18 protein-coding genes are annotated in these 13,327 nt (G+C 31.8%); all 18 read left to right on the forward strand.

What is annotated here, in order from left to right; translation table 11 throughout:
* The first annotated feature begins 16 nt into the window (after window positions 1-16).
* The 18 genes from R3L15_RS09735 (at window position 17) to R3L15_RS09820 (ending at window position 13,308) form a co-directional block, all read left to right on the forward strand.
* Window positions 17-919, forward strand: a complete 903-nt coding sequence (locus tag R3L15_RS09735; protein WP_338731402.1) for a hypothetical protein — start codon at window positions 17-19, stop codon at window positions 917-919.
* A 47-nt stretch (window positions 920-966) separates the two neighbouring features.
* On the forward strand, window positions 967-1,269 hold the full coding sequence (locus R3L15_RS09740; RefSeq protein ID WP_338731403.1) for a hypothetical protein: 303 nt from the start codon (window positions 967-969) through the stop codon (window positions 1,267-1,269).
* A gap of 153 nt (window positions 1,270-1,422) precedes the next feature.
* Window positions 1,423-2,163, forward strand: a complete 741-nt coding sequence (locus tag R3L15_RS09745) for a DUF2071 domain-containing protein (protein ID WP_338731404.1) — start codon at window positions 1,423-1,425, stop codon at window positions 2,161-2,163.
* 132 nt (window positions 2,164-2,295) lie between these two features.
* Entirely contained in the window at window positions 2,296-2,931 is a 636-nt protein-coding gene (locus tag R3L15_RS09750) for a hypothetical protein (protein ID WP_338731365.1), read from the forward strand.
* Window positions 2,932-3,025: 94 nt separating this feature from the next.
* Window positions 3,026-3,538: a hypothetical protein gene (locus R3L15_RS09755; protein WP_338731405.1), complete on the forward strand. Its 513-nt coding sequence runs from the start codon at window positions 3,026-3,028 to the stop codon at window positions 3,536-3,538.
* A gap of 157 nt (window positions 3,539-3,695) precedes the next feature.
* Window positions 3,696-4,085 (forward strand): hypothetical protein, encoded by a 390-nt coding sequence (locus R3L15_RS09760; RefSeq protein WP_338731406.1) that lies wholly within the window; start codon window positions 3,696-3,698, stop codon window positions 4,083-4,085.
* 473 nt (window positions 4,086-4,558) lie between these two features.
* On the forward strand, window positions 4,559-5,200 hold the full coding sequence (locus R3L15_RS09765; protein ID WP_338731407.1) for a hypothetical protein: 642 nt from the start codon (window positions 4,559-4,561) through the stop codon (window positions 5,198-5,200).
* Between the two features lie 216 nt (window positions 5,201-5,416).
* Window positions 5,417-5,935 carry a RidA family protein gene (locus R3L15_RS09770; RefSeq protein WP_338731408.1) on the forward strand — a complete coding sequence of 173 codons (519 nt, stop codon included), beginning with the start codon at window positions 5,417-5,419 and terminating at the stop codon, window positions 5,933-5,935.
* 165 nt (window positions 5,936-6,100) lie between these two features.
* Complete coding sequence (locus R3L15_RS09775; protein ID WP_147862026.1) at window positions 6,101-6,736, forward strand: vancomycin high temperature exclusion protein; 636 nt, start codon at window positions 6,101-6,103, stop codon at window positions 6,734-6,736.
* Window positions 6,737-6,901: 165 nt separating this feature from the next.
* Window positions 6,902-7,696, forward strand: a complete 795-nt coding sequence (locus R3L15_RS09780; protein ID WP_338731409.1) for a hypothetical protein — start codon at window positions 6,902-6,904, stop codon at window positions 7,694-7,696.
* 156 nt (window positions 7,697-7,852) lie between these two features.
* Window positions 7,853-8,353 (forward strand): hypothetical protein, encoded by a 501-nt coding sequence (locus tag R3L15_RS09785; RefSeq protein WP_338731410.1) that lies wholly within the window; start codon window positions 7,853-7,855, stop codon window positions 8,351-8,353.
* Window positions 8,354-8,474: 121 nt separating this feature from the next.
* Complete coding sequence (locus R3L15_RS09790; protein WP_338731412.1) at window positions 8,475-8,711, forward strand: hypothetical protein; 237 nt, start codon at window positions 8,475-8,477, stop codon at window positions 8,709-8,711.
* A gap of 156 nt (window positions 8,712-8,867) precedes the next feature.
* Window positions 8,868-9,269, forward strand: coding sequence for a hypothetical protein (locus R3L15_RS09795; protein WP_338731414.1), 402 nt, complete (start codon window positions 8,868-8,870; stop codon window positions 9,267-9,269).
* Between the two features lie 158 nt (window positions 9,270-9,427).
* Window positions 9,428-10,528 carry a tetratricopeptide repeat protein gene (locus tag R3L15_RS09800; protein ID WP_338731416.1) on the forward strand — a complete coding sequence of 367 codons (1,101 nt, stop codon included), beginning with the start codon at window positions 9,428-9,430 and terminating at the stop codon, window positions 10,526-10,528.
* 161 nt (window positions 10,529-10,689) lie between these two features.
* Window positions 10,690-11,277, forward strand: coding sequence for a hypothetical protein (locus tag R3L15_RS09805; RefSeq protein ID WP_338731417.1), 588 nt, complete (start codon window positions 10,690-10,692; stop codon window positions 11,275-11,277).
* 98 nt (window positions 11,278-11,375) lie between these two features.
* On the forward strand, window positions 11,376-12,020 hold the full coding sequence (locus R3L15_RS09810) for an alpha/beta hydrolase (protein ID WP_338731419.1): 645 nt from the start codon (window positions 11,376-11,378) through the stop codon (window positions 12,018-12,020).
* 160 nt (window positions 12,021-12,180) lie between these two features.
* On the forward strand, window positions 12,181-12,687 hold the full coding sequence (locus tag R3L15_RS09815; RefSeq protein ID WP_338731421.1) for a hypothetical protein: 507 nt from the start codon (window positions 12,181-12,183) through the stop codon (window positions 12,685-12,687).
* A gap of 162 nt (window positions 12,688-12,849) precedes the next feature.
* Window positions 12,850-13,308 carry a hypothetical protein gene (locus tag R3L15_RS09820; protein ID WP_338731422.1) on the forward strand — a complete coding sequence of 153 codons (459 nt, stop codon included), beginning with the start codon at window positions 12,850-12,852 and terminating at the stop codon, window positions 13,306-13,308.
* The last annotated feature ends 19 nt before the right edge of the window (window positions 13,309-13,327 follow it).

Consider the following 13,327-nt stretch of genomic DNA (forward strand, 5'->3'; position numbering starts at 1 on the left):
AACCAACAAAACTAATATGAAAATAAAACCAATCATCTATTCAATTTTAATATTGTCAGTTTTAAGTTGCTCTGATGGAGAAACTAAAAAACAGTTATCGGAACTGAAAACTGAACTTGAAAAAACCAAAACGGAATTAAATAATTGTACGGCTGAATTGACCGAATTAAAAAATACTGCAGAAAATAGATTTGTTAGAGCCAAAAAACTTCTTTCCGAAAATAATCTGAATGGAGCCAAAATAGAATTCCAAGGAATTGTAGATAATTTCAAAGGAACTAATGATGCATCAATAGCTTCAAAGGAAATCGCAAAAATTGACAAAATTATTGAACAAAAAAGAATAGAAGCGGAAAGAAAAAAAGCACTTGGTTATAAGGTTCTAAAACCGACAACAAGAGTAAAGTATGGCGATTTATCATTAAGATTTGATAAAATATGGAAAGGAAAACGTTGGAGCTTTGATGATTATGGACATAAGTATTTCTTGCGAGATGCAGAAAGAGGCAATAGTCATATTATGACTAGAGTATCCATAACTTCAGACAATAATAATCCTAAACTTCCACCAATTTTAGTTTATCAAATGAACAATGGAGAATTAAAACTTTTAGGAACTTTAAATTATAAATTTAGACGTTGGGAAGATTACGGTTCTTATCTTGGGAACACTGCAGATTATGGAAATGATTTTGCACATTCTAAAACCATTCCTTTCAATTGTGGTTTAGAATTATCTAATGATAAATTAAAAAGCGGAACAATTTATATCGTGCTAAAAAAACAAGGATGTTTTAACCGTACCAAAGTTGATTATGGAAATCCAGAAATTGCATATCGACAAAGCTTATGTAATCCTAAACAAATTTTAAAAGTTGAGGATTTTGACAGCAACTATGTTTTATTAAAAAAATTATAGCATAAATGAGAAAGTATTTAGCAATAATAATTATCGCTCTTCTTTTTATGAGTTGTTCTCAAAGTAAAAGAGAACTTTATGAAATAACTGACACTTTTGTTGAATCTTTAGATACTAAATTTGAAAGTTATGGTATGCAAGGAGAAAAATACTCAAAGAAAACAACCGATGGAAAATATAGAGTTATGCCGTTTGGTAGACTTATTAATGTCAAAATAATGGAGGTTGTAGAAGACGGAACTTATGAAAACCTTCGAGACGATTTAACAGACCATTATGAAGATGATAATCGAGTAAATAAAGTCTATATCAACCAAGGTGGAACAATAATGATTGACTGTAGAAACTAAAAAAACCTGCTTACAACAATGGCTATAAGTAATTGCTTGTTCTCGCCTACTTCTGAAAATCCTCGCGGATTTTCAGTTTGGTGCGTACTTGCTAAGTTAAGTGCTAACCCACGCAACTACTCATAGCCGAGACCGTTGTAGCCAATTTACAAAATGAAAATCCGAGAAATATTAAATACAACAAAACACAGACCTTGGAAAGTTCCAACTGAGAATTGGAAATTTTACCAAGAGTGGAATAATGCAATATTTCTTCATTATCAAGTCGAATTGACTGAATTGGAAAAATTCGTTCCACAAGAATTGGAAATTGACCTTTTTAAGGGAAAACCTTGGATTTCAATTGTTGCATTTACAATGGAAAAAATAAGACCAAAAAACTTACCTTCATTCTCGCCAATATCGGATTTTGATGAAATAAATATTCGGACTTATGTTAAGTCAAATAATAAAACTGGTGTTTATTTCTTGAGTATCGAAGGCGGAAAAAGTTTATCGTGTAAAATCGCAAAAAGTATTTCGGAACTTTCGTATAGATTTTCAAATATTAAACGGACTGACGAAAGATATCAATCCCAAAATTCGGAATTTAATGACAAACTGAATATTGAGTTTAAAATTGGAAACGAACTAAACGAGAAAGCGGAACTGGACAAATGGTTAACGGAAAGATATGCTCTTTTTCAAGACACAGACGATTCGATAAACGAATTTGAAATCCATCACTTGGAATGGCCGATTAACGAAATTGACATACAAAAATTGGAATTGAATTATCCGAGATTTGAAAAACTAATAAACGAACGACCAAGCAAAATTCATTATTCGAAAGGAGTAAAAGTTTTAGCTTGGGGAAAAATTAAAAAGAAAAAAACTGGCTACAACACCGTATAATTCCAACTAAGGTTTTGTGTCCTGCGGACACAGACGCTCACGCGTCAAAGTCAGTTCTTTTTACTATCTTTATTTCCCAAATTCCCTTAGCTGGGTAATTATACAAGACCGTTGTGTGCAAGCGGACAAAAAATGATGGATAAAGAATTAAAATATTATCACAGAATAAATTCGGCTTTTATCGGACGCAAAATAATTGAAGTTTATTATGAAGAGTTGGATTACAAAACCGATTCTGAATTTTGGGAACATTCTACTGATATCCACTCTGTAGATATGAATGTGATTTTTAGACTGGATAATAATGAACTGATTCAAATAAAATGGGATAATGAATTTTACTGTTACGGAATTGGTTTTGAAAAGTTAAACGAGATAAATATCCGCGAGGGAATTAAAACAATCAAACTGACTGAAAATAAAAATTGGGCAAAACTTATCGGAAAAGAAATCTCGGAAATTATTGTTTTATGGGACATTAGCGAGGGAATCACAAAGGAATATAAAAATAACCGAGTTATTAAATCTGAAAAAACAAATACCAAACTTCCTCAAACTTGGCAAATCGAATTTGGAGTTGAGAAAATATGGGTTTCAGCACTTGAAATAAAAGAAGATGGAACTAACTCATATTGGGCTGACCATTTGACTATTTTATTTAATAATAGTGAACAAGAAAAATATCAACTTATTAAAAACGCCAGCACACAACACCGTATAACAACAATTGCGGCTTTGTGTCCTGCGGACACAACCGCGCAAGCATAAAAGGCGGTAATTTTAGCTATCTTAGTTTTTAACCAATCCGCAACTGATTGTTATACAAGACCGTTGTATGCAATTTGAGAAACGAAAGTAATCTATGATGAAAACATTGAAAATTTTATTGTTTTTTACAATTTTCACAATGACTATTGGAAATGTAAATAGTCAAAATACAGATCAAATGAAAATGGATTCTCTAATTGAATCTTATAAGAATTTGACCGACAAAGAAAACAAGTATAATATCGAGTTTGTCGAAAATAAGAATACTTTGATTTTTAAATTTAAAACTCAAAACTCTGAAGAAATCGGATATAAAGTAATTCTGACTGACATTCATCCTCAAGGAATATTCCGTTATGAATCGGAGAATAAAACCTTCATAAGAATTTTATCAATCGATAATGGACATCGTTTTATCAAAGAAAAATTCAGAAACGGATTTAGAATTTCTAATACGACAAACGTCATTGACATTGGACTTCCAAAAATTGTGGATATTGAAAAAGCGGAAAAAGTTATTAAAGACTTAAAAATTGTTTTAGAGAAGCCAATTACGGAACCAGATGAAACTCAAATTGTAGGACCGAAATCGAAAAATGGAAATTAAAAAACTGCATACAACAACGGCTATAATTCATTGCGGTTGAATTCCTACTCGGAATTCAACCGCAAATTTACTATCTTTCGGCTACGGCGGAAAGAATCCTGCGGGTTTTTCCGCAACGAAACCATAGCCGAGACCGTTGGCAAACATTAAAAGAAAGATGAAAAAATATGTTTTAACATTTCTGATTTTAATAATAACTGTTTCTTGTGGACCATACCGAAAAACAAAACACGGATATAAAATAAAGGGAAAAACGGAGATTGTTTTTAATGGAACTGACAAGAGCCTGAATGAAAAGTGTCTAATTTCTGGATTCGTTTATTCAAGGGACACCAAAGATTTTCCTACATCAGCAAGAGTAAAAATTGGAGAATTTGAAACTGAAACTAATGAAAACGGATTTTTTAGTCTAATTGTTGAACCAGGAATTTATAATATATCGACAAACTATATCGGAAATAATGAAGAGAAAATAGAAAACGTGGAATTGAAAAAAAATACAAGACTAATAATTATGTTTGAACTCGGAACGGCAGCAATGTATTAAAATATGGATTTTGAAATAGTAATATATGGAATCATTCCAATTGTCATCGCTTTTTTCGAAATTATTGAAACCGTTTATCTGACTAAAAAGAAAATGAATCTATTCGGATTTATAGTTTCTTTTTTGATTTTAGTCTTTAATTCGATGTCTATTTACATACTTGTTAAAATATTATTGGATGCTTGGCCTAGTTATACTCCTCATATTCTGATTCTATTATCAACTGTATTGTTATTCATTCAATATTTGATATTTAAAAAGAAAAAAACGTTTGCCAACACCGTGTATAAAACATAGCTAGTATGTGCTAAACCGAAAGGTTTGTGCTTATTTGCGAAGAACGCCAAATTTTTAAATTTGGCTTTTAGATAGAAAATTAAAAACAAAATATAAAAATTCGGCTCTGTGTTAAACCGAAAAATTAGCGTCTTTTTAAACGCTACGTTTCATACACAAAACCGTTACCAAAAATTATGAAAATCATACTGCAAACGATAATGCTTCTGATTACGATTACAACTTTTTCACAAGAAAAATTAATCGGAAAATATTGTTCGATTCCACTTGGTGAATCAGATGTAACGTGTATTGATTTTAAAGAAAATAATCGATTTGATTATTTCGTTTCTGGATGTTTAGGAGTTTCGGCAATTGGCAGTGGAAAATTTGAATTGAAAGATGAAAAACTAAACTTGATTTTTGACAAAGCTGAACAGGATTCAAAAAGTGAAATTAAAATAACGGAATCTAAAGCGAAATCTGAAAAAGAAATTAAACTTAAATTTAAAGTTAAAGACGAAAATGGTATTGAAATTCCAGCTAATGTCATAAGAACATCTGACCGCAAACACTTCTTCTTTGATGAACTAAACAAAGTTTTTTTAGTCGATAGAAATAGCCCAAAAGCAAACTACAAAATTGAATTTATTGGTTATGAAACACTTGAATTGGAAATTGACAACAGTTCTGATAAAATAATTGAAATTGATTTATTTCCTGCTCAAGCAAAAGTCATTTCTGATAAAGAAATTTCTTGGAAATGGGAAAAAGTGAATGAAAATGAATTTAAAACAGGAACAAACATTTGGGACAGATTTAAAAAAGTAAAAAAATAACTTTTGGTAACAACGTGTATAATTCATTGCTTCTGATTTTCCTTTCGGAAAATCCTCGCGCTGAATTATGGTTTGCTCTTTTTTTTACTAATTTAGTAACCTAACACGCAACAAATCATACACAAGACCGTTGTGCTTCATACTGAAAAACGAAACGGATATTAAAAACGGGAAAGCCGAAAACCGACTAAAGTAGGCAATAAACAATTAAAAATAATGAAAAAACTAACCAACCGATTGACTTTACTCGCAACACTTTTTGCATTCGCTTTTGGATTCCAAAGTTGTGAACAAAAACAAAAGGAAGAAACTAAAGAGGTGGAAAAAGAAATAATTGTTGAATCCGAAAAACCTGAATATTTTCTCTTGCGTCCAGAAATAGAAAAAGCATACGGATATTCACACGCTGTGAAAATTGGAAACGACATCAAAATATCTGGTGCAGTAAGTATGGACAATGAAGGAAATCCAACAGCTGTTGGAGATATAGAACAGCAGATGAAAAACTGTTATTCTGATTTAGAAAAAATATTAAAACACTTTGGTTGCACATTTGACGATGTTATAAAAGAAGATATTTTTACAACTGATATGGCTCAAATGCTTGAAAAATCAGCATATCGTGCTGAAATTTATAAAAATGGATTTCCGACTGGTTCTTGGCTTGAAGTAAAAGGATTAGCATTACCTGAATTTATGGTTGAAATCGAACTTGAAGTACATAAATCGGAATAAAAAGTACGAAAGCACAACAATGTATAACCGCAATTACGGCGGATTCGACTACGTCCGAATCCACTCGGAATTGCTAACGCCTGTGCTTAACCGAAAATTATTAACTTTAATCCCGTAACTGACGGTTATACGAGACCGTTGGCGTGCATTTGAATGAAAATCCGAATGAAAAAGAAAAAAAGAATAATATTATTACTGATTTTTATAATCCCAATTGTTTTAGTATTTACAGCAAATTATTCAATAGAAAAAAACGCTGAAAACAAAACATTTTCAAACTCATCTGATATTAAAAAAAACAAAGTTGGACTTGTACTCGGAACTTCAAAAAATTTAAAAAATGGTAGAATTAATCTATACTTTAAATATCGAATAAACGCAACAGTTGAACTTTATAAAAAAGGGAAAGTTGATTTTATTTTAGTAAGTGGTGATAATGGAAATAAAAACTATGATGAACCGACTGATTTCAAAAATGAATTGATAAAAAATGGAATTCCTGAAAATAGAATTTTTCTGGATTACGCTGGATTTCGGACTTTAGATTCTGTTGTAAGAGCAAAAGAAATTTTCGGGCAAATGAGCATAACTGTTATTTCACAAAAGTTTCATAATGAACGAGCAATCTATCTTGCAGAGAAAAATGGAATTTCTGCAATTGGATTTAATGCAAAAGATTTAAGTGGGAAGTATGGTTTAAAGACTCAGGTTAGAGAATATTTTGCAAGAACAAAGGCTTTTTTAGATATAATTTTTGGAGTAGAACCTAAATTTTTAGGGAAGAAAATTGAAATAAAATAAAAACGACACGCCAACAATGTATAACCGCAATTACGGCGGATTCGACTACGTCCGAATCCACTCGGAATTGCTAACGCCAGTTCTAAACCAAATTTAATTGTAAATTTATCCGTAACTGACGGTTATACGAAACCGTTACCCATAAGCTGAAAAAACCACTGAAATTTGAGAATCCTACTTCACATTGTAATTTTCGTCCTTTTAACAATTTTGACCCAAATCGGCGGAATTTTATATCTGATTTCAATTTTGGTAATCAAACGAACTGCTAACAAAAGGCGACTTAAACGAATTGGAGTTTTTATCGGACTTTATTTAATCGCAACTTTTTTCATTGTCCCTAATGTTGCACCAATTTTCGGACGTGAAAAAATTAAAGAAACGGAATTTTTAAAAGCTCATTCTGTATTTTTCAAACTTGCCAACAGGAATTATGTAAGACCAGATTTAAACAAATCTCTAACCCAAATCGCAACCGAATTTGAGAAGCGGAATAACGGAATAAAAATGATTTATCTCGATGCGAACTTTCCATTCATCAACGGATTTCCACTTCTACCCCATTTAAGCCACAACGACGGAAAGAAAATTGACGTTTCCCTAATTTATGAAGAGCCAAACGGACAATTGACCAATAAAAAACCATCCGTAAGCGGATATGGAGTTTACGAAAAACCAACCCCAAACGAATATGACCAAAATGCAGATTGCAAACAACGTGGGAATTGGCAATATGATTTCCCGAAGTATTTGACGTTAGGAACTATCAACAAAGAGATTGAATTTTCCGAAAAGGCAACTCGTGAATTAGCGAATATCATTTTACGTCAAAACAGCATCGGCAAATTATTTATTGAACCACATTTAAAAAAACGACTGAATTTAACAAACGGAAAAGTAAGGTTTCACGGATGTCAAGCTGTTCGACACGATGACCATATTCATTTCCAATTAAAATAAAAAAAGCCTATGGGTAACACCGGCTATAGTTCATTGCTTCTGACTTTCCTCGCGGAAAGTCCTCGCAAATTTGCTATCTTCGGTTTACGGCGGAAAATCCTAGCGGATTTTCACGCAACGAAACCATAGCCAAACACGTTACCACACATTTGACCAATGAAAGATAATAGGGATTTAATTTTAGAGTTTTTGTCTGAAAATAGAGATAGACATTTTGACCAAAGAGATTTAAAACAAAAATTGTTTCCTGAATTAAATAAAGACCAAGTAAAAGAATTTTTATACCAAATCATTGATTTTAAACCAAATTTAATGAGAGTGTATAATGAATCTAATATTGGAATTTTACCAGTCCAATACAGTGGACTTATAGATGACTTTATTTCTTCTGGTGGATTTACTAAAATTAAATCGGATATAAAAACTGATTCCGACATTGAAAAGCAAAAAAACAAACTTGATTTAGAAATTAAGATTTTACAAAAGGACAAATTAGAATATGAGGAAACTATTCGTGAACAAAATGACCGAATAAGAAATCTAACAGAAGACCTTAAATTTATTAGTCTAATACAAAAGTATTGGTGGGTTATTCTTACTTGCATAGGTATTGGATGGTCTTTAGGAGAAATTCTGGACAAATTAGGATGGACATAAAAAACACAAAACCAAGGTAAGCCCAAAATAATCGACAATATGCATTTATTTTAACTAATGTTTTATGATTAAATTTTGACATAATATTTGAATTATAAATTAATAAACTGAATTAACCGCTATGGAGAATATTAAAAATGTTAATGACATTGAACCAACTGAATTTGATAAATACAGCAAATACAAAAAGCTTTCTGAATTACGAGCAATGGACGAAAAAGAATTGTTGATTTTAAACAACCTAAATCAATTCCGACTTTTAAAAACACAGAATATCTCGAAAAACATTTTTGTATTCTTTTTAGTTGTTGCGATTTTGTCCATTCTATTACAAATTGTAGTTGCTTTTATAATCTGATAAAAAAACGTGTGGTAACAACGTGTATAATTCATTGCTAGTGAAAGCCTACTTACGAAAGTCCTCGCGGACTTTCTATCTGTGATTTATTTGCTAACTTTAGTGCTGAAACACGCAACGAAATCATACACAAAACCGTTGTGTGTAATTTGAGAAATGAGACAAACGATAACCAAAAGTGATAAAAACTTAAGAATTCTGAACAAATTAATTTTGAACGGATTCTATAATGGATATATCGGAACTGAAAAGTTTGAATTAATGCGGAATCGTTTCCCGAACAATCACAGACTAATCGGAATTGTGAATGAAACAGGTAATTACGATTTGAAATTTGACTTTAAGTCACCGATGAATATTTTAGCGAAAATTTTACTCGGACTCGGAATTCTGATTTCAATAATTTCGCTGATTAAGGCAAATTGGATTTTGCCGATTGTGTTTGTTGTTTTCGGACTGATTATGTTTGCGGATTTTAAACTAAAAGAGAAAAAAGAAATAAATATTTTAACGGATAAACTATTGGAATTCCACAAAACGGAATATGAAACTGAATAAAAAACTACACACAACAATGTATAACCGCAATTACGGCGGATTCGACTACGTCCGAATCCACTCGGAATTGCTAACGTCAGTGCTTAACCGAAAATTATTAACTTTAATCCCGTAACTGACGGTTATACGAGACCGTTAGGCACAATATGAAAAAACCAATGAATACGAAACTCTTTTTACTTACAATATTATTCCTTTTAATTGGAAATTTTGCTATCGGACAAAACAACAAAGAAAAAGCTTTGGAATTAGGGCGAAATGCAATAAAAATAATGGACGAGGGAAAACTTGATGAATCTATTGACTTATTAAAACAAGCTCAAGAATTAGACCCTGAAAGAATGGACTACCCATACGAACTTGCGTATGCAAATTACAGAAAAGAGGATTATCAAAAAGCAATAGAAATACTGAACACAATAACAGAACACAAAGATGTTACAGATGTAGTCTATCAGTTGCTTGGAAATGCTTATGACTTAACAGGAAATCCTGAACTTGCTTTGAAAACCTACCAAAAAGGAATGATTAAATTTCCAAATTCTGGAAAATTCCATTTGGAATCTGGAAATATAAAATATCATAATGAAGAGTATAATGAGGCAATTGCATTTTGGGAAGATGGAATTAAGGCTAATCCTAACTATTCATCAAATTATTATAGACTTTCAAAAGTGTTTTCATTAACGGAAGAAAGAATTTGGACTTTACTTTACGGTGAATATTTTATGTTATTAGAACCAAATACACAGAGAACAGAAGAAATAAGCAAGTTACTATATGAAAATTTTCAAAAAAGCTATGAAGTGCAAACGGATTCCTCTGGTCAATTCCATTTGACAGAAAAAGGATTTCAAATAGTTGTACAGGACAAAAAAGACATAAAAAAAATGAAAAAAGGAGTTCTACCATTTGAAGGTACGTTTGCAACTGCTTTTGCCTTTTCAGCAATCAATTTTCAGAATAATATAAACATTGCTTCAATTTACAATGCAAGAAAGGACTTTTTGGACTTTTGGTTTAATGAAAAAAAATTTAACAAGGATTATCCAAATAAATTATTAGAGTACCAAAAAGAGATTCAAAAGAATGGTTTTTTTAAAACATACACATATTGGATGCTATCGCAAGGAAATCCAACCGAATATCAAGAATGGTACTCTGAAAATGAACAGAATTTTACTGATTTTGCAAATTGGTTTAACGAAAATAGAATTGAGATTAGCGAAAAAGATTTCAATTCGAGAAAAGATTATTAATAAATACTGTGCCTAACAATGGCTATAAGTAATTGCTTGTTCTCGCCTACTTCTGAAAATCCTCGCGGATTTTCAGTTTGGTGCGTACTTGCAAAGTTAACTGCTAAACCACGCAACTACTCATAGCCGAGACCGTTGCCAGTAATGTTGAAAAAACTGAAATGAAAAGAAAATTTTTCGGAACAAATAAACTTACAGACGATTTTAAAAAAAGTCTGACCGAAATCGAGAAACTCGATGGTGGATGGACAAAAATTTATCTGGACGAAAAAACTGGCGACAAATGGATGGAATACGTAATCGACCCAGACCGAGGATATTTTTGGAATTTAATGAAAATTAGTCCAAAACCGAATACGGACGAATTAATAAATATCGCACTGGAATCTGAATTTGAGGACGAAATTCACGCAAGTTCAGCCCGACTTTTTCTGGAGGAACAACAAAACGGACTGGAATACCGACAAAAACTAATTGACAAAATATCGGAATTTGACTTAACCAATCTGAACTCAAAAGAAAAAAAGCGAATTGAAACAATAATTCAGTCTGCTCAATTGAACTCGGAATTTAATTACCGACAGACTTTGGGAAAACACGTTTCGGAAATAAACAAGGATTGGGAATTTTTTAAAGGAATTGCGGAAAAAGCAAATCGGATTTTGGACGAAATAAAAGAAAAAAACACTACTGGCAACAATGGCTATAATTCATTGTGGCAGAGAGCTAAAACAAAGTTTAATCTATAAATCAAACGGCTGGATTTCGGCGGAATAATCCTGCGGATGATTCCACAACGAAATCATAGCCGAGACCGTTGCCCACAATTTGAAAAAATCGTAAATCAATGAAAATAAATCTATTAATTGGAATTCTTTTTTGCTCAACTTTATTTGCGTGCGGAAACAAAAATGATGACCGATTTGTTTTCTTTCTTCACAACCGATTTTTAGAAGAACACGAACTGAATGAATTGCATCCTGAATTTGGGCGGACTGAATACAACGAAATTATAGCTGAATTTAAAAAAAGTGGACTTAAAGTAATAAGCGAAAAACGGAGTGGAAATGTTAACGCAAGAGAATACGCAATCGGAATTGTAACCCAAATTGACAGTTTAATAAAAAACGGAACAGAACCGAAAAAAATAACTGTGGTTGGAACTTCAAAAGGCGGATATATTGCACAATACGTTTCGACCTTGGCAGACAACCCTGAACTGAATTTTGTGTTCGTAGCGAGTTTTAGAAATAGCGATTTGGAAAATATCCCTGAAATAAACTTTTGCGGAAACATTTTGACCATTTACGAAAAAACTGACTCGTTCGGAGTGTCCGCAATCCGAAAAAAAGAAAACTCAACCTGTGAAATAAAGAACTTTAAAGAAATTGAGCTGAATACTGGAATGGAACACGGATTTTTGTTCAAACCATTAAAAGAATGGATTGAACCGACAATAAAATGGGCAAATGGAAATTATGGACTGGAATAAAAAACTGTGGGCAACAATGTATAACCGCAATTACGGCGGATTCGACTACGTCCGAATCCACTCGGAATTGCTAACGTCTGTGCTAAACCGAAAATCATTAACTTTAATCCCGTAACTGACGGTTATACGAGACCGTTGTAAAACATTTAAGACAAACATTATGAATAAGAAAATTTGGATTTTAATTCTAATAATAAATTCAGCTTTGGGGTTTTCTCAAACTGAAAATAAAAATTTAAACTCTCAACTTGGAGAAATGAAAAAATTCTTTCTTGCTGGAGATTATGAGAATTTTGTTAATTACACATATCCAAAAGTTATTGAAATGATGGGTGGAAAATCGAATATGGTTAAAGCCACCGAACAAGGAATGAGTAAAATGAAAAATGATGGTTTCTCATTTACCGATTTGAACTTTAAAAACCCTTCCGAATTCTTAAAAAAAGGAAATGAATCACAGTGCTCTTTGACTCAAGTAATTGTGATGAAAACGCCACGCGGAAAAATAGAATCCGAATATACCTTAATTGGAATATCTGGTGACAATGGACAGAATTGGACTTTTATCGACACCTCTGGAAAAGATAAAGAAACTATGCTTAAGTATTTCCCAAACTTGCACGATGACATTATAATAAAACCGAAAAAACAAAAGCTGATTGATTAAAAACGTTTTACAACAATGTATAACCGCAATTACGGCGGATTCGACTACGTCCGAATCCACTCGGAATTGCTAACGTCTGTGCTAAACCGAAAAATTTGCGTACTTTAACCCGTAACTGACGGTTATACGAGACCGTTGTAAAACATTAAAAAAACAGAACCTATGAAAAAATACACTTTAAGTTTAATAATTTTATTTTTAGTAATTAGTTGTTCTTTGGAATCAAAATTCAGCTTGCCGAATGATGAAAATATCAATACTGAATTAATTGGAGAATGGTTCAATGAAAAAGATAATAGCGAAAAACTTACTATCATAAAATACGGAGAAAAAACATATAAATTATTACTTAAGGACAAGGAAAAAACTGATGAAATAATTTCATTCTCAAAGACAATAAAAGGTTTTGAAATTATGAATCTAAAAACAGAATACAAAAACAAAATCACAAATGTTTTTTATGGCTTTAAAGTTGAGGGTAACACTCTTATTTTTTCAGAAGTGAATAAGAAATTGAGAAGTAAAGAATTCGAATCTCAAAATGAACTTTTAGAGTTTTTTAAAGATAATATAAATCGAGAGGATTTCTTTATAAATAAAACCAAGTTAACCCGAATATAAAAACGTTTTACAACAATGT

Source organism: Mangrovimonas cancribranchiae, from assembly GCF_037126245.1.
Classification (GTDB): Bacteria; Bacteroidota; Bacteroidia; order Flavobacteriales; family Flavobacteriaceae; genus Mangrovimonas; species Mangrovimonas cancribranchiae.

Bases quoted from the DNA above. Each gene is read 5' to 3' on its own strand.
- R3L15_RS09735 (WP_338731402.1), top strand. From the start codon at position 17: ATGAAAATAAAACCAATCATCTATTCAATTTTAATATTGTCAGTTTTA.
- R3L15_RS09740 (WP_338731403.1), top strand. From the start codon at position 967: ATGAGTTGTTCTCAAAGTAAAAGAGAACTTTATGAAATAACTGACACT.
- R3L15_RS09745 (WP_338731404.1), top strand. From the start codon at position 1,423: ATGAAAATCCGAGAAATATTAAATACAACAAAACACAGACCTTGGAAA.
- R3L15_RS09750 (WP_338731365.1), top strand. From the start codon at position 2,296: ATGATGGATAAAGAATTAAAATATTATCACAGAATAAATTCGGCTTTT.
- R3L15_RS09755 (WP_338731405.1), top strand. From the start codon at position 3,026: ATGATGAAAACATTGAAAATTTTATTGTTTTTTACAATTTTCACAATG.
- R3L15_RS09760 (WP_338731406.1), top strand. From the start codon at position 3,696: ATGAAAAAATATGTTTTAACATTTCTGATTTTAATAATAACTGTTTCT.
- R3L15_RS09765 (WP_338731407.1), top strand. From the start codon at position 4,559: ATGAAAATCATACTGCAAACGATAATGCTTCTGATTACGATTACAACT.
- R3L15_RS09770 (WP_338731408.1), top strand. From the start codon at position 5,417: ATGAAAAAACTAACCAACCGATTGACTTTACTCGCAACACTTTTTGCA.
- R3L15_RS09775 (WP_147862026.1), top strand. From the start codon at position 6,101: ATGAAAAAGAAAAAAAGAATAATATTATTACTGATTTTTATAATCCCA.
- R3L15_RS09785 (WP_338731410.1), top strand. From the start codon at position 7,853: ATGAAAGATAATAGGGATTTAATTTTAGAGTTTTTGTCTGAAAATAGA.
- R3L15_RS09790 (WP_338731412.1), top strand. From the start codon at position 8,475: ATGGAGAATATTAAAAATGTTAATGACATTGAACCAACTGAATTTGAT.
- R3L15_RS09795 (WP_338731414.1), top strand. From the start codon at position 8,868: ATGAGACAAACGATAACCAAAAGTGATAAAAACTTAAGAATTCTGAAC.
- R3L15_RS09800 (WP_338731416.1), top strand. From the start codon at position 9,428: ATGAATACGAAACTCTTTTTACTTACAATATTATTCCTTTTAATTGGA.
- R3L15_RS09805 (WP_338731417.1), top strand. From the start codon at position 10,690: ATGAAAAGAAAATTTTTCGGAACAAATAAACTTACAGACGATTTTAAA.
- R3L15_RS09810 (WP_338731419.1), top strand. From the start codon at position 11,376: ATGAAAATAAATCTATTAATTGGAATTCTTTTTTGCTCAACTTTATTT.
- R3L15_RS09815 (WP_338731421.1), top strand. From the start codon at position 12,181: ATGAATAAGAAAATTTGGATTTTAATTCTAATAATAAATTCAGCTTTG.
- R3L15_RS09820 (WP_338731422.1), top strand. From the start codon at position 12,850: ATGAAAAAATACACTTTAAGTTTAATAATTTTATTTTTAGTAATTAGT.